Raw genomic sequence first — 25,175 nt, forward strand, 5'->3', positions numbered from 1 at the left:
GAAGAGCGGCGATGATTCTCAATGACTGAAAAAGGGGGATGTGTGTCGTTGAAGCCACAGCGGGAAACCAGGTGGAGTCCGTTCTCGTCCAAGCACTATCTGGCGGGACTCGTCTGTCTGACAGGATTGATGGGAAGTGCGTGCTGGGAGAGCGAGCCCGAGCAGACGAGCCAGGCGCCGTCCACGCTCGAGCAGTCGCTCGAGCAGGGAACCAGCATTTCCGGAAGGTATTACAAGCTCGACGTGGTGGCGATGTCGGGCAAGGGGTTGGTCGCGGCCGTCAATTCGGCCAATCCCTCCGTGCAAATCATCAATGAGGCACCCGCCATCAATGATAAAGGCCAGGTCGCCTTCGTGGCGAAGGTGGCCTCGGGGGCGGACAACCTCTTCATCGGCAATGGGTCCACCACCTTGACGCCGACGGCCTCCTCCACCCGCAAGTATGGCTCGGGGCCGAGGATCAACGCCTCCGGACAGGTAGCCGCCCAGGACTCACTCTCCACGAGTTACTGGGAGCGCATCTGGAACGCGCCGGACGACAACATCATCGTCGAGAAGAGTGGGACGAAGTACAGCTCCGTGGGAGCCTGGCCGGCTTTCAATGACAATGGCCAGATGGCCTTCAGCGCGCTCCGCAACTCCGTCAACAACGTCCTGGTCACCAAGGACTCGACCACCCACGAGATGGCCGTGACCTGGTCGGTGCGGCCGGCCCTGGCCAACGATGGCCGGGTGGTCTTCAGCGAGAACCTGCTCACGGGTCCCATCTCCCTGGCGCCCTACGACCTGAGCTCCAAGGAGACCATCGCGGATTCCTCCTGCTTCTCGAAGCTGGGACGCTTCGCCGCCATCAGCCCGGATGGGCGCATCATCGTCTTCTACGGCGAGACCACCTCGGGTTGCACGCTCCTTCCCATCACCGATCAAGACACCCCGGCGGGCGTCTTCGCGAGCCTTCAGCTCAACGACGGTCGCAGGAAGCTCGTGCGGCTCTCGGGTCTGAAGGTGGAGCAGGTCGAGCGGGAAGGAACCGGAGACAAGGATGGGATTTGTGAGAGCGGCGAGCCCTGCAGGAGCGCGGAGCTAGGCTACGACCTCGACGGATCCTCCTTTCGTTTCAGCTCCTACGACTTCAATTCGAGGATCGCGGTGGCCCATCAGCCGCTCGGCCTGCCGGGTATCGAGGATGACAGCTTCGTCATCAGCTTCGTGGCCACCCCCGAGAAGGCGAACTCGATGGGTACCTTCACCGACAAGAAAGGCATCTGGACCGTTCGCGGAGATATCACCGGCTCGGACGAGTATGCCCGGGTGAAGATGTCCATGCCGATGCCCGTCATCCAGGTGGGTGACTCCATTGGCGGCGAGGTCGTCTCCGAGTTCAGCAGCGGCAACGGTCCTGCCTACCCGGAGATCGCCAATGCGCGAATGGATCTCGCAGGCAAGGATCGTGAACAGCGGCGGGGAGATCACCGGGTCGTCTTCTACGCGAAGACGAACAGTGGCCAGTTCCTCCTGGTCCGCGGAGAGCATCTGGATTCGGATGAGGATGGCCTGGCAGACCACTGGGAGCTGGGTGGTATCGACTTCAATCAGGACGGCACCGTCGATCTGGCGCTGCCCACGCTCTACAAAACCAATCCCTTCATCAAGGATCTCATCGTCGAGCTCGACTACATGAAGGATACGGAGGCGCACAACCACATGCCCCACCCGAGGCGGCTCAAGGCCGTGCACGACGCCTTCGCCGCGCATGGCATCCGGCTCCACCACTTCCTCGACGATGAGGTGACCGAGGAGGAGATCATTGGCTTCTTCAACTACGGCTCCGTCCGGACCGACATCCCCGTTCCCAGTACGATCAAGTACTTCTCGGAATACAAGTACGGAGACATCCAGAACCTCTGTGGCACGGCCCTGCTCGGCCGAGCGACCGAGCGGAAGCTCCCGAACTGCTTGAACATCCTGCGCGCCCGCAACATCTCGACACGGTATGCGCTCTTCGCGCACACGCAGGCGCATGCCGAGGCAACGGGTATCGCCGAGGCCGGTGGGAATGATCTGCTGATCGCCATCTACGGCAAAGACCCCGCGACCCATCCGGATGTCGCCACGACCTTCAGGAAAGCGAGTGGGGATGGGAAGTCCTGCACGATCGATGATGATGTAGGAGCGGATCAGGGCCTGAAATGCGGGACGAACGAGATCGTGGCCGCAACCTACATGCACGAGTTGGGTCACACCCTGGGGCTGCGCCATGGCGGTTCGGACGATCTCAATTGCAAGCCGAATTACGTCAGCATCATGAGTTATTTCTTCCAGACTGCGGGAATCCATCCTACGCGCAAGCTGAACTACTCAGAGCGCGAGCTCGAGCCGCTCAACGAGAATCAGCTCAATGAGAACTACGTCATCACCGCGTTTCCCCTGGACATCATCTACTGGGGTCACACGGGTAATGCCGTGAGCGGCTCCGACAAGAGTCTGCCCCATATCAACTGGAACGAGGACACGGACAAGGACGGCAAGCCCATCATCCAGCCAGCCCCCTATCCCTTGAACATCAACCGGCTCGATCCCATCGGCTGCAAGGACCAGACACTGACGGAACTGCGTGGTCACGATGACTGGTCCAATCTCCACTTCGACTTCCGTCGCAATGCGGAAGGGAGCTCGTCCTTGTGGGGTGCTCCCGTGTCGAGTGAGAATTTCAGGATCGACACCTTCCACGAAGTGCTCGAGACTCTCGACTCGGATGGAGACGGCGTGAGCAACGCGGACGACAACTGCGTCATGGCCGCCAACCCGGGGCAGGAAGATCTGAACGGCAACGGGCAGGGAGATGCGTGTGAGCTCGTCTTCGCACCGACCGACCTCGCGGCCAGCATCACCACGTCTCCGGCTACCGTCCACGTTGGAGACAACCTGACGTTCACCCTCACCTTCACCAACCAGAGCGCGTTCCCCGAGACCCAGGTGACCGTGTTGCAGGAGCTGCCCGCCAATGCGGACTTCGTCTCCGTCTCCAGCGCGCAAGGCCAGTGCCGGCGTAACGGGCTGGCGGTGGGGTGTGATCTCGGTGGGTTGAAGGGTGGGGCCTCCACGACGGTGACCGTCGTGGTCCGGCCGGCGGGCGTGGGCACCGTGGCCACCTCCGTCGAGGTCACGGGCGTGCAGCAGGACCCCGTGGCGCAGAACAACACCGCCACCACGAGCGTCAACGTCGCCCCGTAGTCATCGTCACCGGGGGGCCCCTCCCCCTGGTGCCATTCCCCGGGTGGACACCCGGCATGCTCGCCAACGCAAGCATGTCTGGGTTCACCCGGGGAGGCCCTACCTCGCGGGCCTTGGAGGAAGCGGATGGAACGCAAGCGTCTCAACCGTGGGGAGTCCCTGGCCGTCCTGGCCCTGCTGCTCCTCTTCCTCGGGTGCAGGGGTCCTCGTCAGTCGAGGGAGGCCGTCGTGCCGGAGCCCGCCCCCACCCCTGGCCGGATGGGGGCGGGGCCATGGCTCCTGCAACTGCATCAGTCGAACCTGTGGGTCCGCACACCCTCGGGAGACGCGGGCTACGCGTTGACCCGATCGGGCCGGGTGGTCTCCCAGATGCTCGGCGGGCATGAGCTGGGATGGACGAGTGTGGCCATCTCTCCCGACGGGCGCCAGGTGGCCTACGTCGAGACCGCCGAAAACCCAGACGCCAACACCCCTGGAGGGTGGAGTCTGCTCTGGGTCGTGAACGCCGATGGCACGGGCCGCCGCCTGCTCGTGGACCTGCGCGAACGCACGCCTCTCGAAGGGAATGTCCGTGCCGGACCCATCCTCTGGTCCTCGGATGGAAGCCGGGTGGCGTACGTGCTGTATTCCTATGAGAAGAAGCCCCGCGTCCGGACACACTATCCCCTGGCCATCGTCGACGCCGTGGAGCTCGCCACCGGCCGCCGGGAGACCTTGTTCCAGTGGCCGGAGCGCGGGTCGTTGTTCGAACCGCGAGGCTGGTCCGTGAAGCGGGGGGAGTTCTACTTCACGTTCGAGCGCGTGCCTCCGTCTCCACCTGAGTTCACACCCTGGGGGGTCGGCGAGTTCGTCACCCTGCGGCTCGGCTCCGGGGAGAGCTCGCGGTCCCCTCCCGCACGGGGCTCCCTGTCCCCGGATGGCCAGCAGCTGCTCCTGCTTCCCTCCATGCTTCGCTGGGGAGACAAGGTCGGCCCCTCCCTGTGGGATGGCCAGGCGCTGGAGGTTCCCCGGGATTTCGAGTCCTTCCTCGTGCAGCGCGTGGCCTGGATGCATGGGCAGCCGGTGGCCTACCTCACCACCTACCGCGGAGCCGAGTGTATTGCCCGGACGCCGCCGTCCGAGCTCTACCGCCTGGAGGTGGGCGGGAGCTCGCCCCGGCTGGAGCAGCACACGAAGTACCCCTGGCTGCTGGTGCTCGAGTTCTCTCCCGACGATGCGTACGTGCTGATGGCCGTGGTCGCGCGCCACCCACAGAGCAGGGACGGGTGCGCGCTGCACTCCTTCGAGTCACTCCTCGTGGCCGAGCGCTCACGCTTCGAGGCCAGCACTTCCCTGGAGGAGCTGATCGCCGCCAGTGTCCGGGTGGATGACCCCGTGTCCCGACTGGGCCGTCCCCTGCAGGGCTTCATCGGTTGGCTGCGATGAAAGGAGCAGGAGCGGTATTCTCGCGAGCCACAGGGAGATGTCATGCGGACATTGTTGGTGCTGGTCGCGCTGCTCACCGGGGGTTACGCAGGCTACGTGGCGTTCTTCGTCAAGACGCCCTATTCGGCCTACTCGCAGGCGCAGCTCGGCCAGCTCGAGGACGAGTACACCCGGCAGTACCTGTCGGCCGAGGGTGACGAGAGCGAAGCCCTTCGCGTCTCGCTGTCGCTCATCCGGGAGGAGCGAGCCCGGCCCCTTCACCTGAAGGCGGCACTCGGGGCCGCTGGCCTCTCATTCCTGGGAGCGCTCGTCCTCACGCTCGTCCAGCGGCGGCGCCGCGCTGCCGAGTCCCACGACGCCTACGGCTCGACCCAGGAGCACGCAGACCCTTCCTCCACACAGGCCCCGGTGGCCTCCCGCGAGCAGGCCGCGGCGCTCCTCGGGGTCCGCCCGGATGCACCTCGCGCGGTCATCGAAGCCGCCCTCCAGGCTCAGCTCGCGGAGAGGGACCCCTCTCTGCTGCACGGGCTCGGGCCGGATCTCCGCCAGCGCGTCCTCCAACAACGCGAGGCGCTCGTCCAGGCGGCGAACCTGTTGTTGGGACGGCAGGAGATTCCCTTCTCAGACGGCTCGAGCCGGAGCTGAGCCGAAGGGCCTCGGGTCCCGCGCCTGCTCAGGCCGCCTGGCCTGGCTCCGCGCTGCGCGCCTTGGCCACCCACTCGCGCACCTGCTCACGCAGCTTCTGCGGGTCAAACGGCTTGTCCACCCGCGCGTTCTGCACCGTGTCCATGAAGGCCCTCGCCGCCGGCGTGAAGGCACCACCGGTGACGAACACCATCCGGCGCGCCACTCCCGGCGCCGCCGCCGACAGGTCCGCGTGCAGATCCATGCCCGTCAGGTCCGGCATCATCAGGTCGCAGAGGATGACGTCCACCTCCGTGCCCTTCGGGCCCTTGAGCAGCTCCAGTGCCTGACGCGAGCTCGTCACCACCTCCACGTCATGCTCGCGCGCCAGCGTCCGCCGCAGCGCCGAGCTCACCATCACATCATCATCGACAATCATTACCCGGCCACGCACGCGCGCACCCTCCTGCTCTTGTTGCATCTGACGCACTCCCTGGGACGGGGACACGGGCGCCGCTGCGGCCCGGAGTGTCACACGAACTACCGTCCCCTTGCCTTGTTCGCTCTCCACGGCAATCTCGCCCCCCATGGCCGTGATGAATCGGTGACAGAGGGCCAGCCCCAACCCCGTCCCCACACCCACCGGCTTTGTGGTGAAGAAGGGGTCGAAGATGCGACCCATGACTGCTGGGGGAATCCCACACCCGGTGTCGCGCACCTCCGCCACCATCCGCGCCCCGTCCCGCCGCGTCACCAGACGGACCTCGTTGCTCATCGAATGCCCCTCGGGCAGCGCCTGTGCAGCATTGATGAGGAGGTTGAGGAAGACCTGCGCCAGGCGAGACTCGTTGCCGTCCACCCAGCCGGAGTCGGCGTACTCCTTCACCAGCCGGGCTCGGGGTGCCAGCTCGCCGCCGGCCAGCTTGGCGGCTGAGTCCAGCACTGCATGCAGGTCCACCGGCCCGCGCGCGTCCTCGTCGCCCCGAGAGAACGTCTTCAGGTCCTGGACGATGCGCCGCACCCGATCCGCGCCATGCCGGGCCTCACCCAGCACCCGGTCAATATCCTCGAGCCGTCTGCGGCCCGGAGCGCCCGCGGGCAGCTCCCGTCCCAACGCCGAGGACTCCGCGAGGGCGTACTCCAGGTTGGAGACGATATAGGCCAGCGGGTTGTTGATTTCGTGGCCCACGCCCGCCGCCAGCGTGCCCACCGCCGCCATCTTCCCCGCCTGCACCAGCTGCGACTGGGCTTGACGCAGGGCGCGCAGGTTCTCGTCCAGCTCGCGGTTGGCCGCGGCAAGCTCGCGCGTGCGCTCGTCCACGCGCGCCTCCAGCCAGCGCTCGCGCCGCTTCAGCCGGCTCATCTGCAGCGCGTATCCCCCCAGGGCCAGCGCCCCCACGCCCAGCACGCACAGCGCGTAGAAGGCCAGCGTCTCGCGGAAGCGTGGCACGACGCTCAGCTCCACCACAGCCCCGGGCTCCGTCCATTCCCCGTCTCGGTTGGCTGCCGTCACCACGAAGCGGTACTCGCCCGGAGACAGGTTCGTGTACGAGACGGTGCGCCGGTCCTCCGCATCCACCCAGTCCGCGTCGTGGCCCAGCAACCGGTAACGCAGTGACAGCCGCGTGGAGTCACCCAACGAGAGCGCGGTGAAGCGGAACTCCACGTCCCGCTGCCCAGGCTCCAGCACCAGCTTGTCCGAAGGCGGCACCGGCCTGCCCTGTACCCGCACCTCCTCCAGGCGAGGCTCGGCCGGCGGTCGGCGCACCACCATGCGATCCGGATCCACCGCCACCACACCGCGCAGCGTGGGGAACCACAGCCGCCCATCGCGCGAGCGCCACCCCGCGGGGAACAGGCCCCCGTTACACTCGGAGCTGCGCATGCCGTCGCGCCGATCGAAGAAGACGGGCCTCACCAGGGCGCGCAGCCCCTCGGCCACCTCCTCCAGCTCGCGCCGGGGCACCCGGAAGATGCCCCGGTTGCTGCTCATCCACAGGAAGCCCTTCGAGTCCTCGAGCACGCGCAGGACCAAATCCTCGTAGAGGCCCTGCGCGGTGGTGAAGCGGGTGAAACGCCCGCCGCGCAACAGGGTCAGGCCCGAGCCTGAAGCCACCCACAGGCCACCCCGAGGGTCCGCGTACAGGTCCAACACACGGTTGCCCGTCAGCCCGTCCGCGGAGGTGTAACGGGTGAAGGTGTCACCCGACAGCCGGTACAAGCCTCCGGAGGAGCCGAACCAGAGCGTCCCCTCGGAGTCCTCGGCCATGGTGACAACAGGTAACGCCGCGCCCGACGGCCCTCCCTGCTCCGCACCGAAGTGGGTGAAGGTGCCCTGGCGCAGCCGGCTCAGGCCCGAGCCGGTGCCAAACCACACGTCCCCGCGCGAGTCCGAGAAGAGGGAGTAGATCTGCTCGTCCTCCAGCCCCTGCTCGCGACCCACCCGGGTGAAGCTCCGGCCGTCGTAGCGGAAGGCGCCCCCGGTGGTCCCCACCCACAAGTGGCCCTCCCGGTCCTCGTACATGGAGCGGACGTTCGCGTGGGGCAGCCCCTGCTCCGGACCGAAATGGGTCGCCTCCCCATCCTTCAGGCGCGTCACCCCGCCCGAGAAGGAGCCCACCCACACCGCGCCCTGCCGGTCCTCCAGCACCACCGAGGTCAGATCATCCTGAATGCCCTCGGGCTGACCGAAGGTGACGAAGGGCGCGTCCCGCAGCCGGCTCAGTCCCCCCATCATCGTCCCCACCCAGAGGGAGCCCTCGCGATCCTCCAGCAGGGAGAGCACCGCCGAGCTGGAGAAGCCCTGCTTCGGGCCGAGCACCGAGAAGGCCCCCCCCGACAGGCGCGCCAGCCCACCCGTATCCGTCCCCACCCACAGGTTGCCGTCTCGATCCTCCGCCAGGGCCGTCACCTTGTCGTCCGGCAGCCCGTCGCGCGGGGTGAAGAGCCGGGCCTGGCCCTCGCGAAGGCGCATGAGGCCCACGTCCGTCCCTATCCACATGGAGCCGTCATGGCCCTCGAGCAGCGCTCGCACCGCCGCCCGGGCCGCGCCTCCTGGCAGGCGCACCGGCTCCACCCGGCCCTTGGACAGACGCGCCAGTCCCTTCGCCGTGCCCACCCACAGGACGCCGTCATGGTCCACCCGCAGCGCGTGCACCCAGTCGGCGGGCAACCCCTCCGCGGTGCCGTAGCGCTGCGACTGCCCGTCGCGCACGTAGAAGAGCCCTTCCTGCGCTCCCACCCACAGGCCGCCGTCCGAAGCACGCACCAGCGAGGACACCTCCACCTCACCCGGCCCCGCCGGTGCCATGCGCTGGAAGCGCCCCTCCCGGTACGAGAGCAGCCCCCGCCCCGTGCCCACCCACAGCGTGCCGGACGCGTCCTCGACGAGGGCGCGAATGACCTCGTCGCGCAGCTCGGGCGTGTTGCGCCTGTCGTAGACGGTGAAGTGCACGCCGTCGAAGCGGGCCAGGCCCTCCCACGTGGCCACCCACAGGTAGCCGTCACGCGTCTGCGCGAGCGCGAAGCCCGTGTTCTGCGGCAGCCCGTCCTCGTCCTTCCAGGTGTCGTGGCTGTACTGCGTGACGCGACGGGCCGGGTCCAACGCGAGCGCGGGACCCCCCAGGCCCATGAGCACCGTCATGACCAGCCCTAGCAGGCCGTGCATCCCGTCTCGTCGCATTCCAGTCACCATGTGCCATGTTCGACGTCCCTGGAGCAAACCCCACCCCAGGAACTCCCGCCGCACGCCGGGCTGCCTGTTCTTCCAAGGATTTCACGAAACGTCAGGGCAAGCAGGCAGGCGAGCGTCCGTCCCAAGGGCACTTGGGCCTGAAGGGGAGGTGCTAGCGTCGCTCCCCCGCCGCGATGAACGCCACGAGCCCCCGGGCGACGCCCGACCCATCCCCCGAGCCCCCTGCCCTTGTGCCTCCGCCCGAGGAGCCCCGCCGCCGGCCCCGGCACCGCTCGGACTGGCCCCGCCGGGCGAGCCAGGTCGCCGTGGTGGCGCTGCTCGTCTTCGAGTTCACCGTGAGGAGAACCGACAGCCCCTGGCGCGAGGCGATCGCCGTGCTGCTGGCCGGAGCGGTGGTGGCCACCTTCGCCGGGGAGTTGGTGCGCGACACCTGGGCCTTCCGCCTGCGGCTGTGGCGCCACCGGTGGCCGGATCTGCTCTTCGCCGTACCGGCGACGTTGTCGCTGGGCGCGGGCAGCCCCCGGGGAGCGGCGACCCTGGTTGCCCTGCGTCTGCTGTCCCGTGAGCTCATCGATCTGGTGGCCTGGCGCCCGGCGAGGCCCGTCCTCCAGGCCCTGCTGCAACGCCCGCTGCCGCTCCTGTGCCTCTCCTTCCTGCTCACCATCGCGGTGGGCACGCTGGGGCTCATGTTCCCCGCCGCCACGCGGGATGGCACGGGCGCGCCCTTCCTCGTGGCGCTCTTCACCGCCACCAGCGCCTCGTGCGTGACGGGGCTGGCCGTGGTGGACACCGGGAGCTACTTCAGCTCCTTCGGCCATTGGGTGATTCTCGGCCTCATCCAGGTGGGCGGCCTGGGCATCATGACGCTCACCACCACGCTGGCCCTGGCCTTCCGCAGTCAGCTGTCGGCAACCACCCGCGGGGCCATGCGGGAGATTCTGGAGGAGGAGACGGTCCAGGGCTTCCAGAAGCTGCTGTACTCGATGTCCCTCATCACCGTGACGCTCGAGGTGCTGGGCGCGCTGGCCCTCTACCCCGCCATGGCGCTGGCTCCGGATGGCCGGGCGCTGGCCGCCTCGGAGCGTGTCTTCTATGCGCTCTTCCACGCGGTGAGCGCCTTCTGCAATGCGGGCTTCGGCCTCTACCCCGACAACCTGACGCGCTTCGTGGACCACCCCAGCGTCAACCTCACCGTCATCGCCCTCATCACCCTGGGGGGCCTGGGCTTCCCCGTCGTCACCTCGCTGCTGGACTGCGGGCCCTGGAAAGAGCGCGGCCTGCGCGGGGCCTGGCGTGCCCTGCCGGTGCACTCGCGCGTGGTGCTCCTCACCAGCGCCGCGCTCGCGGTGGGAGGCGCACTCGCCTGGCTTGTCCTCGAGTGGAACCACTCGCTGGCGGGGCTCTCCCTGGGCCAGCGCCTGTGGGCCAGCCTCTTCCAGAGCGTCTCCCTGCGCACCGCGGGCTTCAACTCGGTGGACCTCGCGAAGCTGGGCACGCCCATGCTGCTGCTGTGCCTGGTGCTGATGTTCATCGGCGGCTCGCCGGGAGGCACCGCGGGCGGAGTGAAGACGACGACGGTGGCGGTGCTCGCCTTCACCTTCCGGGCCCTGCTGCGCAACCGCTCCGAGGTGGAGGTGATGGGCCGCAGCGTCCCCCCGGCCACCGTGTACCGGGCGTGCGCGGTGACACTCATTTCCTTTGGCCTGCTCTTCGGCCTGGCCTTCCTCCTTTTCGCCGCCGAGCCCCACCTGCCCTTCCGCGACCTGCTCTTCGAGGCGGTGAGCGCCTTCGGCACCGTGGGGCTGTCCACCGGCGTGACGCCACAGCTGTCCGCGGCGGGCAAGCTGGTGGTGTGCGCCCAGATGTTCGTGGGGCGACTGGGCCCCTTCACTCTCGCGCTCGCCCTGGGCCTGTCCAAGGCACGCGCCAGCTACAGCTACCCCTCGACGAAGATTGTCGTGGGCTGAGGAACGATGATGCGCAGGACGTACGTGGTGGTGGGCCTGGGACAGTTCGGCGAGCACGTGGCACGGCGCCTCTCCGAGGCCGGCGGCGAGGTGCTGGCCGTGGATCGCTCCCTCGAGCGCGTGGAGGCACTCAAGGACGTGGTGGCCCAGGCCGTGCGCGCGGACTGCACCTCGGAGGAGGCCCTGCGCGTGCTCGGAGTGGGCAAGGCCGAGGTGGCCGTCGTGGCCCTGGGCGAGGAGGACTTCGAGGCCGCCGTGCTGGGCACCGCGGTGCTCAAGGGAATCGGAGTGAAGACGGTGGTGGCGCGCTCCTCCACCCGGCAGCGGGGGAAGATTCTCTCGCTCGCGGGAGCCACCCGCGTGGTGTACCCGGAGGCGGAGATGGGAGATCAGCTCGCACGCCTGCTGCTGCACTCGAGCATGCAGTCGAGCACCGAGCTGCCCAATGGCTACGCGCTCGCCGAGCTGCGCGTGCCCGAGCACGCCGCGGGCAAGAGCCTCCAGGAGCTGCGGCTGCGGCAGACGCACGGGCTGAACGTCATCGCCATCCAGCACCGGGGCGTGGTGAACGAGCCCATCCCCGAGGCCATGCTCCACGCGGGCGATGTGCTCCTGCTGGCGGGCAAGGGCGAGCGGGTGGCCGCGCTCGCGCGACTGTGGGAGCCGAGTCGGTAGCGGCTCAAACCCGCTCGACCTTCGAGAAGATGCGCCGCAGCAGCGCCTCTCCCTCGGAGCGAGGTGGCGCCGAGGACACGAACGACGGCAGCGGATGAGCCTCGAACCGCGGGCTCTTGGACTCCAGCTCCGCGGGTAGGAAGCCGAGACACCCGGTGCCCGGGTGGATGCATGGATGCTGTCCGATCTGCTGCAACATGGAGAGCCTCCCGGGAAGGAATGCAGCACCAGACGAATTCTGCACCCCCGGTCTGACACGCCAGGCTGGGAAGAGCCGGGCCTTCTGGTGTTCCCCCAGGCAGGAAGCCGAACTACTTCTTCACACACCGTTGCAGTCGGATTCCACACACCCCCAGCTTGCCTGCGGACACTGGAAAGGAGTCCATGACATGAAGTCCGTCATTCGGATGGGTTTATGTGTGGCAGCGCTGTGGGGTGGTGCAGCACTGGCAGGAGAGGATTGGAAGCAGCCGGGGACTGGCGGCTCCGGCATGGAGAGAGAGCGATCGGTCTACCGGGCCGAGGACAGGGGAGCGGACACGGGTCTCTACGTCCTCCTGGGAGGCGGTACGGAGGGATACACCGGCTCGAATGCCGCCGCCCTGAACCCGGGCTTCGCCTATGGAGCCACCGTCGGCGTGAAGCCCTCGAAGCTGCTGGGCTTTGAGCTCAACTACAATGGCGCGCTCAACGACGTGGACCTGGCGGGACCGGGTGGCACGGCGGATGGCGCGGACATCGTGCGCCAAGGCGGCCAGGCGGCGATCACCCTCGGGCTCACCACGACGAAGCTTCAGCCCTACGTGCTGGGCGGCGTCGGCATCCAGAACTACAACGTCCGCGGCGCCAGCCCGGTCTTCGGCTTCGTGGATGACACCAGCGGGTACGTGCCGGCCGGCGTGGGCCTGCGCTACAACATCACCCGGCTCATCACCGCGGACGCCCGGGTGGACTACAACATCCCGTTCGCCCAGGACTTCGCACCCGACAACGACGTGGGTGACGGACGCTACAAGGCGCTGCTGCAGCTCGGCGGAACCTACTGACGTGCCGGCCCCTCACCTCGAAGCACCGAGGGGAGGCCCGGGGCTACGTGCCCTCGGGTCTCCCCGTGTGCTTTCCGGACTCAGGGGAAGCGCGCCATGAAGGCTCCCAGCTTCGCGCCCGCCTCGCGCGTCGCCGCATCCAAGCGCCTCGGCCCCGCGGGCATCTGCATCGCCAACTCCACCAACGCCGGCTTCATCTCGTCCCAGGCCGCGTGGGACTCCGCCTCGCTCCCGAAGTGGCGGGCGTGCACCAGCCACCCCGAAATCCCGCACGTCAGCGCATAGAAGGAGCGCGCCGGGTCCTCCTCCAGCGTGATGCGCAACCCCGCCGGGTGCTCCTCGTCCCGGACGATGGTGCCGCCTTCCGCGCCCCCCAGCCCCAGCGTCCGCCCTTCTTCCACCGGCCTCCAGCCCTGCTCGTCGCTCATCGCCTCTCGTGCCTCCCGCGCAGGGTTCACCCTGCTCCAGCCGGGGAGCCACCGGCAACCCTCCGCTGGTGCCCAAACGAACGGCCAGACGAATTCCTCCCCGGAGCCCCTGCTGTTTTCCCTCGATTAAATCCGCCTTATCCCTCGCACCCTGTGTGCGGATTTCCGCCTCTAACTCCCCGAACAACCCGGAAGTCTTCGCGCCATCCGCACTCGCATGCAGCAGGAATGAAGCCTTACGGCAATTGTCGAGTGGCCGCCTCCCAGGCCGCCTGCACAACAGGCGATTACCCCATCGAGTAAGAGGAGCCCGACATCCATGAATCGCATCACCATCGCCGTCCTGATGCTCTCCACCGCCGTGGGCTGTGGAACGAGCCGTAGCGCGACCGGGGGGCGCGCGGAGCGTGAAGGAAACGGTACCGTGACAGGCATCATCTCGTTGGCCGACGAGGTGGGGCCGAAGACCGGGGACTACTGCGAGGGCCTCACCGTGAAGGTGGCCTACGCGGACGCCCCCGAGGACGTGCTGGGCAGCCGCATGGTGAAGGTCAGCCGCGGTCGCTGCAGCTACCAGGTCACCGGCCTGCCCAGCGACGGCCCGGAGTTGCAGCTCACCGTGGCGCCGTCGCCGGCCTGGAAGTGCGCCAACGCGGGCACGCCGACGCTCAAGCCGGAGCAGCAGACGCTCAAGCTGAAGGACTACCAGGCGGAGACGCGGGACTTCCGCGTCACCTGCGAGACCTCGGCCGCCGAAGCCGCGCAGTGAAGCCGTAGCCCGTTCGCATCCACAGGGCTCCGGTTCGCGCCGCGAGCCGGGCCCTGGCACTACTCACCGTGGGTGTCACGGCGCAGGTGGCACCGCTTGTACTTCACCCCGCTGCCGCACCAGCAGGGGTCATTGCGCCCAGGACGATCCTTCCGAGGCACGGGAATCGGGGGCAGCGAGTCCAGCACGCGCTGGAACATCTCGCGCAGCCGATGACGCGCACGCTGAGCCCGCTCGCGCTTCTCTCGCTGCGCCTCGGTGAGCGTGCCCCCAAGCGTCTCGATGGCAATCGCCAGCTCGATGACGGACTGGTGGGCGAAGAGATCCTCCTCGTCCTCCGCCACCGAGGTCGCATCCAGCGCCCGGACCAGGGGCTCGAGCGTCCGCGCATCACCGTAACGCGCCAGGTTCATCGCCCCCAGGAACGGATCCTCCTCAAACTGCTGGATGAGCGCCGAGTAGATGCGTTCGTCCTTCACACCGCAGCGCGACAATACGGAGAGCAGCCCGAAGCGCTCGTCCGGGGTCCGGCTCCGCTCAAGCGCCTCCAGCGCGGTGGGAGCCACCACAGGCCCCAGCTCCTCCAAGCCAACCAGGAGCGTGTCATAGAGCAACTCCCCGGGCAGGCATCGCATGAGCCGCTCCACCAGCGCGGGCACGGCCTCGAGATCTCTCCGTCGTATCAGCAACCTGGCCGCGTGAATGGGTGCACAGCCTTCTCCTGGCGCCGAGGTGTCGGCCAGTGACTCGTCACACAGCATCTCCACCAGCGGAGCCACCACCTCCTTGCCGCGCGAGAGGATGTCCGTGACCAGGTCCGCGGGGAGCTGAACCGTGTACTCCACCACCTGGCGCACCAGCGCCTGCGCTTCATTGTCACGCATCGAGCTGCCCCCCCTGGAGCGAGCTGCGGACCTCTCCCACGAGCAGGGGATCATCCGATGCGATGAACTGTTCAGGCAGCGCAGAGAGGATGTGCCACGCCTGCTGCCACCACGCCGCCAGCTCCACCTCCTTCACCAACCCCAGCCTGCACACGAACTCGCCCCAGGGACGCAGCGCGAGCGCCGTGGCGGCATGGACGTGCGGATGCAGCGTCCGCTCCTCCACCATGCCGCGCACCCAATGGTCCAGATCACTGAGCACGGGCAGCAGCAGTTCCATGGCCCGCTCCATCCTGCCGTCGTGCCCAAAGGGGCCGGGCAGCAGCTGGAAGAACTCCGGAAAGAGGAGCTGCGTGCGCCCCCACGGCCACCCATGCCGCACCCGCAGCTCCGGCTCAAAGGCCATCACCAAGGACCGCTGCTCCTCGAAAAAACTCTCCGAGGACAGGGCAAGCAACTGCTGGCCCGTCTTGCGCAACCACTGCTCTCGGCCAGCGCGCAGCGCCAGCCCCGCCTTCACCCAGTGCGGCACCGCTCGAGCAAAGGGCGCAAGGTGCGCATACAGATCCGCCAGGGACAGGTCCGGCGACTCCCGGAGTGCCACGTCCATGCAGGTGAGGACCGAACGCGTCACGTAGTCCACCCGGGTCCACTCGGCGACCGTGTCGTCATCGCGCACCCGCGGCCACGCCTCCATCAGACCCGCTCGCGCCTCATCGAGCCGACCCCGGAACAGGCACCACTCCGCCAACCGGGACACCAGCTCCGCGTCCCCCGTCAGCCTGGCCACGGACACGAGCGCCCCCTTCACCTCCCGGCCCGGCAGGCGCAGCGCCAACTCCACGCGCCACGTGCGCACCGCTGGCTCAGCGTCGTGCACCTTCGGAGCCCGCTCCTTCCACGCGTCGAGCAGCCCCTCGAACTCCGCGTACCGGTCGGCCGCGATCAGCGCCTCCTCCACGCGGCTGCCCACCTCGAAGGCATCCTCTTCGTCGAACCCCGGGTGACTGGCAGCCTCGCGCGCCAACGCCAACTTCTCGTCCACGGAGGCCTCCGCCAGACGCTCGTAGAAGGCCAGAGGCAACCCCGACTCATCCCGCTCGCTGCCGGTGCGCTCCCGTAAATCCGCTGGGAGCCGCTGCCCCCGCGGTGCCTTGTCGTGTCGTTCGTTCCCCATGGCCACTCACTGTAGACGTGACCGCAGAAGTTGGCACGAAAATATGACCTCTAATGTCGGGTGCAACGCCTGAGCGCCCGGTCGGTGCGCATGCTCCCTCTCCCTCTGGGAGAGGGCGGGGGGTGAGGGTATGCGTTACCCGCGTGGCTCCTCGCGTGTGGCCCTCTCGTGGCCCCCTCGTGGCCTCCTGGAGGCTGGGTCCACAGCGGCGCACGGGTCACTCACGGATGGCAGACTGCAACACAGGGAGGGAAATACCCTCACCCTAGCCCTCTCCCAGAGGGAGAGGGGACTTCCACGGTTCAGCGCTCCGTGACCTGGAGGGTCAGCTGCTCGGACTCCTCGATGAGCTCCCGCACCAGCTCCGCCGCCGGCTTCCCTCGAGACAACGCGGCCGCTTGACCCGACCAGAGCGCGATGAACCGGGAATCTCCTCGCGCCGCCGCGGCACTTCGCAACGGCGTCGTCGCCGCGTGTTGCAACGGGTACGGAAGAAGCTCCTTCGTGTCCGCGAGTGCCTCCGTGAAGGCATTGGCGAGCCCTCGGGCCGGACGGCCGGAGAAGGCCCGTGTCACCACGGTCATGTCGTCCCGTGCCTCTCGCAGCGCGGCCTTGTAGACGGCGGCAATGCCCGATTCGGGGCAGGTCAGGAAGGCTGTCCCCAACTGCACGCCACTCGCCCCGAGCACGCGTGCCGCAACCAGACCCCTCCCATCCATGATACCTCCGCTCGCCACCACCGGGAGGCGCACGGCGTCCACCATCTGGGGCACCAGCGCCATCGTGCCCACCAGCGCCGCCTCGAAGGGCCCCGCGAAGGTGCCCCGGTGCCCACCCGCCTCGCTCCCCTGCGCGACGACCACGTCCACGCCCGCGGCCTCGAGCAGCTGCGCTTCCCGCACCGTCGTGGCTGTCCCCGCAAGCACCATCCCGCGCGCCTTCAACCGCTCAAGCACCGCGGCGGGGGGTATTCCAAACGTGAAGCTGAACACCCGCGCCCCGCTCTCCGCGATGGCGTCGACCTGCTCCTCGAAGGGCGGAAGCGGATTGGCCGGCGGCTGGGGCGGAGCGAGCCCGAGCTCCTGATGGTAGCGGGCCAGCACCGCCAGCATCCGGCTCGAGTCGACCTCGCCGGGCTGAGGCTGGGGCGCGAAGAGGTTGATGGCGAAGGGACGATCCGTGAGCTCGCGCACCCGGCGCGAGTGCTTCACGATGTCCTCCGGCTTCAGGTAGGCGGCTCCCGTGGAGCCCAGCCCGCCCGCGTTCGACACGGCGGCGACAAGCTCCGGTGTCGTCGCACCGCCCGCCATGGGCGCTTGGATGATGGGGTGCTCGACTCCCAACAGCGATGCAAGGTGACTCCAGGCGTTGGACCGGGGCATGCCGTTCCTCCAGTGGGGGCTCGGCCGCTACATTAAGAGCCCGGCCCCCACGGGTCAGCGCTTTCACGCCGACCCGTCCTGGAGTCACCTTAAGGCGTACTGAAGACGTACTGCGGTGCGGCTAGGGCGCCGAGACCGTGTTGACGATGACCGTCAGGGAGTTGCGCAGCTCGGAGACGCTCTGCGCCCGGAAGAACACGCCCTCGCCCGCCCTCGCGATGCTCTGGAGCATGGGGCTGTCATCGTTGTAGCCCACGACGAACGTCTGCACGGGCTCGTGCCCCGCCCTGTCGCCGCGCAGGTCCATGTGCGACAGGAAGAAGGCCACGTCGTCCATGAAGTTCTTGTTGCCCACGCCCAGACCGGCCGGCCAGTTGTAGGCGGTGTAGTCGCAGTCCGCCTTGGTGTACCACCCGCTGGCAGGGGGATACTTCCCGGCCTTGTCGCAGTAGTTGATGCCCCCCACGTCCGGGTTGTGCTCGGGGTCGGCCGGGTTGAACCGGACCGGCGACTCATCCGGGTGCGAGGCTCCCTGGTCGATGAGCAGCTCCATCATCTTGGTGATAGGCACCGAGTTGTCCTCGTAACGGGGCGTGCCTCCCGCCACCACGAGCACGGCGGTGCGCTGGTTGTCGAAGCAGATGGACTTGTTCTCGCTCTCGGACGGCTCCCAGGGCTGGCCCGGCAGGGAGATGCCCCGGTCCGCATCCACATAGGGCGCCTTCAGCCACTCGTCAGGAGCAGCGGCCCAGGTCGCACCGAACTGGCCCGTGTACGGGTTGTCATACGTGCCACCGTCGCAGCACCCCGGCCAGCCCCAACCCGGATCAATCGGCTGCCCGAACCAGTTCCCCCACTGATTGTCCTGCACCTGCGAGGAGAAGTAGCCACCCAGGCCGAACAACGCCTCACCGACGTTGCGGTCATGGTTGCGGAACTGGACCTGGTTGACGGCACGCTTCAGCGCGGCCCGGTCGAGCGCCGCCTCGTTAACGGTGGGGGTGGACTTGTCGCAGCTCGGGCTCATGCCCTTGAGGAGCTCGGGCGGATCAAACCACCCCTGGTCCCTTCCGAGCGTGGCCACGCCCATGCGCACGTTGGACGCCTGGGAGATGACGTCCTTGACCGCCTTGCGCGCCACCACGAACTTGGGCGGACGCAGGTTGAGGACGCGGCCACTGACAACCCACTTGCGGAACGCCTCGGGAGGAAGCGGCGGCTCGCCGGGATTCGGCTTCGGGCCATCCAGGCCGGGCGCCGTCTGCGCGGAGACCACCGGACCCCGCCACCAGCCCTTGGTCGTCAGACACTTCATGCACTCGTCCATCATGGGCGAGTTGAAGTACGCGTCCTTCCAATTGGTGACGGTGTAGCAGGCCGTCAGCGCATCACCGTGCGAGTTCAGCCCGTTGAAGTCGCTGGTGACGGAGAACGGGTACTCCTCCGTCTGCCAGGCCAGACGCCGTCCCCGCGAGTGATAGAACCTGTCGGGCTCGAAGAACTTCGCGGCCAGCTCGGGATCTGCATCGATGAGGACGGAGCCATTCCTCGCCGGCTCCGAGCTGTCCTTGTCGAACCAGCTCATCGCGGCGACCAGCGCCGGATCCGTGCAGCCCGTGTTGATGTTGTGTCCGGCAGGCCCGTCACCGCCGAGATCGCCGGGAGCAGGGTCCTCGGGTGTGGGATAGAAGCCGGGCGTGAAGGCTTCAGGCAGATACTGGGAGAACTCCTGCATGGCCCTGTTGTTGTCCAACAGGAACATGATGTTGGGAGGAGGAGACCCTTGAGCCAGACTGACCGCGGGGAGCAACCCCGACATGCCAGTCGCCATGATTCCCATCCTCAATCCCAGCCGCAAAACTTTCCCAATACCGGAATCACCGTGCATGAGGGCTCCTGCGTGTCACAGCCACAACGGCATGATCTGGAACGGATTCGATGCGTGTTCATGGATACATCAATGAACACTCGAATCCAATGCCCCTGATCCGGATCCATGCTCCGTCATGGGAGACGCAGTGCGCTTCGAGGGCATGTTAGGACACATACCCATGGCCAGGTACGTCGCATTGCTGCGCGGCATCAACGTGGGTGGCAACAAGAAGGTCCCGATGGCACAGCTCCGTGAGCTGATGCAAGGACTCGGCTACACCGACGTTGCGACACTTCTTCAAAGTGGTAACGCCGTTTTCTCAAGCAAGGAGAAGAACCCAGCGAAGCTCATCAAGCAGCTCGAGGCCGCCCTCGCGGAGACGTTCGGCTTCGAGGTTGCCGTGGTCATCCGCACACGAGACGAGTTGGCTGCGGCGATCGAAGCCAATCCCCTCCCGGGTGCCGAGGACGCTCCCTCGCAGTTTCTGGTGACGTTCCTGTCGGACGTGCCTGATCAAAAACAGCTTCAGAAGCTCGACCCGGCGGCCTACCTGCCAGATGAATTCCGCGTCGTCGGTCGGGAAATCTACGCCCGGTTCCCTCAAGGCATCAGGGATTCGAAGCTGGCCACCGTGCTCAGCGGGACGCGATGGGGGGTCACCGCGACGGCCCGCAACTGGAGCACCGTGACGAAGCTCCTGGAGCTCGCCGACAAGCACACGGCACCGCCACGAGGATGACAAACATTCGTGAGGCCTGGCTCGAAACCCAGCCAGGCCTCACGCTTCACCTCACCGAGACTTAGTTGGTCGTGAGGCGGAGACCGTAGACGCTCAGGATCTCATTGACCGGCTGGAAGTACGTCGTGCCGCCCGAGGTGCAGTTACCCGAGCCGCCAGACGTCACGCCCTGCGCCTGGCTGCCGGAGATCCAGGAGCCGCCGGAGTCACCACCCTCGGCGCAGGCGTTGGTGCGGGTGAGACCCGACACCGAGCCCTGCGGGTAGTTGACGGTGCTGTTCTTGGCCTGGATGGTGCCGCACCGCCAGCCCGTGGTGGAGCCGGAGCGGCACACCGAGGCGCCCACCGCGGCCTCCGTGGAGCCAGCGACGGAGACGGTGGTGCTGCCGCTGTAGCGGTTCACCACGCCACGGGGCGTCCAGTTGGAGTTGACCTTCACCCAGGCGTAATCATTGCCAGGGAAGGACGAGGCCTGCACGGTGCCCTGCGCCACCCGGTTGGAGCCGGAGACGGCGGTGCCACGGGCGCCGCAGTGACCCGCGGTGACGAAGCCGCCCGTCACGGAGAAGCCAATCGAGCAACGCGAGCTGCCAGGGTAATAGGCATCACCACCGCGCACGTCGTACAGCGGGCGGGGCTGCTCGGCCGAGGCGACCACGCGGATGGCGCCATCCTTCCGGTCGGCGCGCGCGAGGAACTCCTCCACGCGAGACTTCGACATCGCCGAGTCATCGGCGAGCACGACAACCGTGTTCGTGGCGACGTCGACATACCAGGCGTGGATGGACGAGTCGGCCTCAGAGGCCCCACGGTCCAGCTCCTCCTTGATCTGCTCGAGCTGCTTCAGGGTCCGGGCTACCAGCCGCGGCTCGGCACCGGCGAGACGAACGCGCTCGGCGCTGGCCTCATCCGTCACGCCCACGATGAGCTTGCTGCCATCCTCGTTCAGCCAGGCGCCGCCAAAACCAGCACCGAGCTCCTCGTTCAGCTTGCGCTCCAGACGCGGAGCAGCCGCCTCCACCGCCAGACGACGACGCACCTGCGCCTCAGAGAGGCCAAAGTCCCGCTGCATCGTGGAGATGATCTCCGGCGACACGGATTCATCCGCGGAGGCCGCCGCAGCGGTCATCGGGATGCCTTGGATTGCCAGTCCGGCGAACAGCGCCGTCATGGTGGACAGAGCATTGAGCTTACGGATCATGGACTACTCCCTCGGGGGTCGTGGCCTTTCAGCCAGGGGTTGGGGGTCGTGAGCGGGGGCTCACGAGAAATGCTTTCTACAGATAGCCATTAAAAACCTCAATACCTGGAAAGCCCTTTTCGACAACCCAGTAGTTTTTTGTAATACGGTTGCAACATCGTCATGACAACCCGACGATTACGCCACGGGCATGAAACGGCGCCTGTTGCGGAAATCGTTCATTGTTTGTCTTCCACTGCGAAGCCATGACGCAGCGCCTCAGCGTGAAGAGGACGCGAGGAGCGTCTTTCTCAACGAGCTCGCGGCTCCCGGCCGGTCGGTAGGTCAGCCCGTCCCCCTCTCGCGCCTCCAGGGGACGTGTTAGGGTCGAGTCCGGCTTGAGTGGAAAACTGGTGGGTCTGATACGGCGCGTTCTCCTTTGCGTCCTCGTGAGCGGGGGAGCGAGCAGTGCGGCCCACGCGGAGCCGTGGCTCGCCGTGCTGCGGACCTCCTCTCCAGAAGATGAGGCGCTGGAGAGCCGCATCCGGGGACAGATCAGCGACCTGCCCCTGGTGCTCAAGGTGGACCCGGGACCCGAGCCCGGACCCAACGTCGTGGAACAATGGAGGGCCGTTGTGGCCCTGGCCGAGCGCCACCAGGCCCGGGCGGTCATCTGGTTCAGCCACACGCAGCAAGCACTCATCCTCCACATCGCAGAGCCCGCCACGCGACGGATGCTCGTGCGGCAGTTCCAGCACGCGGACCCCCCCACGACGTTGAGCCGCTCCGCGACAGCCGAGAGCGCGGCCCTGGTGGTGCGCTCCGCATTGAAGGCGTTGGATGCCCGGCTGCCGGTGGGTGAGCCGATAGAGGTGGAGCTGGAGCCAGACGTGCCGCCCCCTCCCACTCCGAGCCCGAACCGCGAGGTCGCCCCCTGGACGCTGGCCGTGGGCTGGCAGGCCTCCCTTGATGGGAACAGTCCACGAGGCCAACAGGGGCTCCAGGTGGGACTGGGCTGGGAGAGAGGACGGCTGCGCGCGCGCCTGCTGTTGCTGGCAAGCCTCCCTGGTCACCTCACAGATGAGTACACCCGAGTCTCTCTGTCGAAACACGCGGCCGGCGTGGGGGTGGATGCGGCCCTGATCTCCACGGAGCGGTTCCGGCTGGGCGCGGGCCTCGGCGCGGGCGTCGCGGGCTTCCTGCGGAGCACCGCGTCATTGGTCCCCGCGGCCGAGGCCTCCCCTCCCCGGCTCACCCCCACCGCCTATATGAGCCCAGAGCTCTCGGCCCGCTGGCGGACAGGCCCGGTGGCCTTGGAGACGTCCGTGGCCGTGGATGTGCTGGCCGGAGCGCCTACCCTTACCTACCAACGAGCACAGTCGGTCGTCGTCCGCAACCAACTCTGGGGCGTGCAACCGCGCCTCGGCTTAGCGCTGGTCTTCGGGTCGCCATGAAATCCCATGACCCGAAATCGCCCCCCTCCCCCTCCATGGGCTCGATGACAGCATTGAGCAGAGAGGGACTGCGCGCGGTCACGCCTCTCGAGGACAAGCGCATCCAGGCGGTGCTCGCGGGAGAGCGGGACGCGGCTGAGTCGCTCCTGACGGAGCTGCTGCCACGGGTGCGCAACCTCGTGCGCTACCTGCTGCGCGGGGACGAGGACGTGGACGACATCGCCCAGGAGTCGCTGATCGCCATCCTGCGAGGGCTCCCCTCCTGGCGTGGAGAGGGCTCCTTCAAGTCCTGGTCGGACCGGGTGGTGGTGCGGGTCACCTTCGCCTCCATCAAGAAGGCCCGCGCCACTCAGCACCAGAGCGGCGGGGATGCAGCGGTGGAGCTGGTGACGGTGCCCTCAGAGGATGCGCCGCCGGACGACTACGTCTTCCGGCGTGACATGGTGAAGCTGCTGGACAAGCTGTCCGACGAGCGTCGGCACGCGCTCGTGCTTCATTATGTCCTGGGGATGAGCGTACCGGAGATGACCGAGGAGCTGGGCATTCCCTTCGAGACGGTGCGTAGCCGGCTGCGTCTGGGAAGAGGCCAGCTCCGGGAGCTTTACGAGAAGGAGTCGAGCCGTGGGGGGAGTCAGGGATGAGTCGCCCGACCACCGATGAGAATGAGGAGCCGTTCGAGCTGCTCGAACTGTTGGATGAGAGCTCCGGGCCCGCCCGGCGCATCTCCCGACAACGGTCCGCCGAGCTCGTCCAGGGGGCACTCGCTACATTCCAAATCGAAACGCCACCCGCCCCGAAGCGAAGACGGTGGAGCACCCGAAAGGGCATGTGGGTCACCGGGGCGTGCCTGGCGCTGGCAGGTTCGGCGGCGGCGGGCATCTGGCAATGGCAGTCATCTCCACCCGCGGAGCCCGCACCGCGGATGGCCGTGACGAATGAGGCACCGGCGCCAGCCCAGGTGGAGCCCCCACCCGCGCCCGTGAAGCCCCCCAAGGCCGTAACGCCGCCGTCGGAGCCAAAGGCACGGATGCGAGTCGCCGCTGCTGCCGCCACGGAGCCGGAGGACATGTTGCGCCAGGCCAATGAACGGCGGGCGCAGGGCCGGTGGAGCGAGGCGGAGACACTCTATCTGCGAGTCATTCAGTCCTCTCCGGGCACGGCGTCGGCATACGTGGCGCACGTGGCGTCCGGGGTGCTGCGGCTGGAGCACCTGGGAGACGCGCGAGGCGCCCTGCGTCAATTTCAGCAGGCGCAGCGGATGCAACCGGGAGGCATGTTGAGCGAGGAGGCGCGCCAGGGCGTCGCGGCGGCCTGGCGGGCGCTCGGGGACGAGGCGCAAGAAGCCCGGGCCTTGGAGGCGTTCCTCGCCGCCCACCCAGACTCCCTCTTTGCCGAGCAGGCCCGGCACCGGTTGAAGGAGCTGTCCTCGACGGCCCAATGACCGACACCTCCTCGAGGAACCCCATGCCTTGGCGCTTCGGACTGCTTCTCGCGCTGGTCACAGGAGGAGGCTGGAGCTGCTCCCTCGTGGATCCAGTGGCCTCGTTGCACGACCCGGCGGAGGGCCACAGCGAATACTGCGCGAGGCCGGGACCATCTGAGTTCGCGGCCCTGGCCGCACAAACCTTCCAACACGCGTTGTGCACTTGCGACGGGCTGACCGTCAGTACGCCCTTTGTCACCGATGCCTTCCGAAGCTCTCAGGGCGCCTGGTCTCCCGGAGGAAAGGGGGCGTCCGTTGGGACGAATGGAGATTTCTCCAACGCAGCGTCGATGCAGATCGGGGGAGCGCTCCGGGTGGGCGGCACACGCGGCATCCAGGCCGCCACGACCCTGTCCATCGCAGGCGAGCTGCAAACCCGTGGCGCGCTCGAGGGCAACGGCCCCGTGTCCGTGGAAGGAGACGCGCGTGTCGGTGGCGACATCACCCTCGCCTCGCTGACGGTGGGCGGAACCCTGACGCTCCCGCCAGAACGCACCCTCTCCGTGTCGGGTTCATTCCAGGTGTCCGAGCTGCGACGCGAGCCCGTGGAGCCGCCCCCGCCTCCGTGCCCGTGCGATGCGTTCGACGGCGAGGACATCGGCGCGCTCGTCAACAGCCACGTCACCGACAACCACAATGCCTCTATGGGTCTCGACCCAGCGGCGCTGGACGGCTTCTCCGAGGACCGCACCCTGGAGCTTCCGTGCGGACGGTTCTATCTGAGCCGCATCGCGGGCTCGGGCTCGGCGAAGCTCATCGTGAGCGGGCGCAGCGTGCTGTTCGTCGGTGGGGATGTGGACGTGGGACGCCGCTTCGAGGTGGAGCTGCTCGAGGGCGCGGAGTTGGATCTGTTCATCACGGGCCGGCTGTTCGCGGCGGAGCGGCTCGCGCTGGGCTCGGCCCGCTTTCCCTCGCGTCTGCGCGTCTACGTGGGAGGCCCCGGCTCCTTCGAGGTACCAGCCTCGAGCCTGCTGGCGGGCAATGTCCATGCGCCCGGGGCCAGCATGGACGTGAGTGAGAAGCTCGAGCTCTTCGGCGCGCTGCTGATCGGCCGGCTGGCGTCTTCGGGAGAGGTGTCCATCCATTACGACCTGGACGTGCTTCCGCCTCCCACCTTCTCCCATCCCCCAGGAGGGTGAGA

20 protein-coding genes are annotated in these 25,175 nt (G+C 67.6%); 12 read left to right on the plus strand and 8 right to left on the minus strand.

From position 1 onward, the window contains the following. Window positions 1–129: 129 nt before the first annotated feature. The 3 genes from F0U60_RS50890 (at window position 130) to F0U60_RS50900 (ending at window position 5,304) form a co-directional block, all read left to right on the plus strand. Window positions 130–3,234, plus strand: a complete 3,105-nt coding sequence (locus F0U60_RS50890) for a hypothetical protein (RefSeq protein WP_395811777.1) — start codon at window positions 130–132, stop codon at window positions 3,232–3,234. Between the two features lie 126 nt (window positions 3,235–3,360). Further along, window positions 3,361–4,659 carry a TolB family protein gene (locus tag F0U60_RS50895; protein ID WP_395811778.1) on the plus strand — a complete coding sequence of 433 codons (1,299 nt, stop codon included), beginning with the start codon at window positions 3,361–3,363 and terminating at the stop codon, window positions 4,657–4,659. A gap of 42 nt (window positions 4,660–4,701) precedes the next feature. Then, entirely contained in the window at window positions 4,702–5,304 is a 603-nt protein-coding gene (locus F0U60_RS50900) for a hypothetical protein (protein WP_395811779.1), read from the plus strand. Between the two features lie 28 nt (window positions 5,305–5,332). On the opposite strand, the gene F0U60_RS50905 is transcribed toward F0U60_RS50900, so the two are convergent. Continuing rightward, on the minus strand, window positions 5,333–8,965 hold the full coding sequence (locus F0U60_RS50905; protein ID WP_395811780.1) for a two-component regulator propeller domain-containing protein: 3,633 nt from the start codon (window positions 8,963–8,965) through the stop codon (window positions 5,333–5,335). A 242-nt stretch (window positions 8,966–9,207) separates the two neighbouring features. Here F0U60_RS50905 and F0U60_RS50910 point away from each other — a divergent pair, with 242 nt between their 5' ends. Both F0U60_RS50910 and F0U60_RS50915 read left to right on the plus strand, forming a co-directional pair. After that, window positions 9,208–10,944, plus strand: a complete 1,737-nt coding sequence (locus F0U60_RS50910) for a TrkH family potassium uptake protein (protein WP_395811781.1) — start codon at window positions 9,208–9,210, stop codon at window positions 10,942–10,944. Window positions 10,945–10,950: 6 nt separating this feature from the next. After that, window positions 10,951–11,619: a potassium channel family protein gene (locus F0U60_RS50915; RefSeq protein WP_395811782.1), complete on the plus strand. Its 669-nt coding sequence runs from the start codon at window positions 10,951–10,953 to the stop codon at window positions 11,617–11,619. Between the two features lie 4 nt (window positions 11,620–11,623). On the opposite strand, the gene F0U60_RS50920 is transcribed toward F0U60_RS50915, so the two are convergent. Further along, window positions 11,624–11,818, minus strand: a complete 195-nt coding sequence (locus F0U60_RS50920) for a hypothetical protein (protein ID WP_395811783.1) — start codon at window positions 11,816–11,818, stop codon at window positions 11,624–11,626. A 292-nt stretch (window positions 11,819–12,110) separates the two neighbouring features. On the opposite strand from F0U60_RS50920, the gene F0U60_RS50925 reads away from it, so the two are divergent. Then, a complete protein-coding gene (locus F0U60_RS50925) occupies window positions 12,111–12,665 on the plus strand; it encodes a hypothetical protein (protein ID WP_395811784.1) in 555 nt (184 codons plus the stop codon). Between the two features lie 80 nt (window positions 12,666–12,745). Here F0U60_RS50925 and F0U60_RS50930 read toward each other — a convergent pair whose 3' ends face one another. Continuing rightward, window positions 12,746–13,093, minus strand: a complete 348-nt coding sequence (locus F0U60_RS50930) for a hypothetical protein (RefSeq protein ID WP_395811785.1) — start codon at window positions 13,091–13,093, stop codon at window positions 12,746–12,748. A 319-nt stretch (window positions 13,094–13,412) separates the two neighbouring features. Here F0U60_RS50930 and F0U60_RS50935 point away from each other — a divergent pair, with 319 nt between their 5' ends. Then, on the plus strand, window positions 13,413–13,862 hold the full coding sequence (locus F0U60_RS50935; RefSeq protein ID WP_395811786.1) for a hypothetical protein: 450 nt from the start codon (window positions 13,413–13,415) through the stop codon (window positions 13,860–13,862). Between the two features lie 59 nt (window positions 13,863–13,921). Here the strand turns inward: F0U60_RS50935 and F0U60_RS50940 are convergent, their stop codons facing one another. From F0U60_RS50940 to F0U60_RS50955, 4 genes are all read right to left on the minus strand, one after another. Then, window positions 13,922–14,746, minus strand: a complete 825-nt coding sequence (locus tag F0U60_RS50940) for an SEC-C metal-binding domain-containing protein (protein WP_395811787.1) — start codon at window positions 14,744–14,746, stop codon at window positions 13,922–13,924. Continuing rightward, entirely contained in the window at window positions 14,739–15,923 is a 1,185-nt protein-coding gene (locus F0U60_RS50945; RefSeq protein WP_395811788.1) for a hypothetical protein, read from the minus strand. The genes F0U60_RS50940 and F0U60_RS50945 overlap by 8 nt, the downstream gene beginning before the upstream one ends. A gap of 302 nt (window positions 15,924–16,225) precedes the next feature. Next, window positions 16,226–17,305 carry an NAD(P)H-dependent flavin oxidoreductase gene (locus F0U60_RS50950; protein WP_395811789.1) on the minus strand — a complete coding sequence of 360 codons (1,080 nt, stop codon included), beginning with the start codon at window positions 17,303–17,305 and terminating at the stop codon, window positions 16,226–16,228. Between the two features lie 121 nt (window positions 17,306–17,426). Next, window positions 17,427–19,136 carry a hypothetical protein gene (locus tag F0U60_RS50955; protein WP_395811790.1) on the minus strand — a complete coding sequence of 570 codons (1,710 nt, stop codon included), beginning with the start codon at window positions 19,134–19,136 and terminating at the stop codon, window positions 17,427–17,429. A gap of 220 nt (window positions 19,137–19,356) precedes the next feature. Between F0U60_RS50955 and F0U60_RS50960 the strand changes: the two genes are divergently transcribed. Further along, on the plus strand, window positions 19,357–19,917 hold the full coding sequence (locus F0U60_RS50960) for a DUF1697 domain-containing protein (RefSeq protein ID WP_395811791.1): 561 nt from the start codon (window positions 19,357–19,359) through the stop codon (window positions 19,915–19,917). Between the two features lie 61 nt (window positions 19,918–19,978). Here F0U60_RS50960 and F0U60_RS50965 read toward each other — a convergent pair whose 3' ends face one another. Next, window positions 19,979–21,118, minus strand: coding sequence for a S1 family peptidase (locus F0U60_RS50965; protein ID WP_395811792.1), 1,140 nt, complete (start codon window positions 21,116–21,118; stop codon window positions 19,979–19,981). Window positions 21,119–21,594: 476 nt separating this feature from the next. On the opposite strand from F0U60_RS50965, the gene F0U60_RS50970 reads away from it, so the two are divergent. From F0U60_RS50970 to F0U60_RS50985, 4 genes are all read left to right on the plus strand, one after another. Further along, entirely contained in the window at window positions 21,595–22,551 is a 957-nt protein-coding gene (locus F0U60_RS50970) for a hypothetical protein (RefSeq protein WP_395811793.1), read from the plus strand. A gap of 44 nt (window positions 22,552–22,595) precedes the next feature. Then, window positions 22,596–23,192: an RNA polymerase sigma factor gene (locus tag F0U60_RS50975; RefSeq protein WP_395811794.1), complete on the plus strand. Its 597-nt coding sequence runs from the start codon at window positions 22,596–22,598 to the stop codon at window positions 23,190–23,192. Continuing rightward, window positions 23,189–23,992, plus strand: a complete 804-nt coding sequence (locus F0U60_RS50980; protein WP_395811795.1) for a tol-pal system YbgF family protein — start codon at window positions 23,189–23,191, stop codon at window positions 23,990–23,992. The genes F0U60_RS50975 and F0U60_RS50980 overlap by 4 nt, the downstream gene beginning before the upstream one ends. A 332-nt stretch (window positions 23,993–24,324) precedes the next feature. Continuing rightward, entirely contained in the window at window positions 24,325–25,173 is an 849-nt protein-coding gene (locus tag F0U60_RS50985; protein WP_395811796.1) for a hypothetical protein, read from the plus strand. Window positions 25,174–25,175: the final 2 nt, after the last annotated feature.

The sequence above is a fragment of the Archangium minus genome (assembly GCF_044360475.1).
Lineage (GTDB): Bacteria > Myxococcota > Myxococcia > Myxococcales > Myxococcaceae > Archangium > Archangium minus.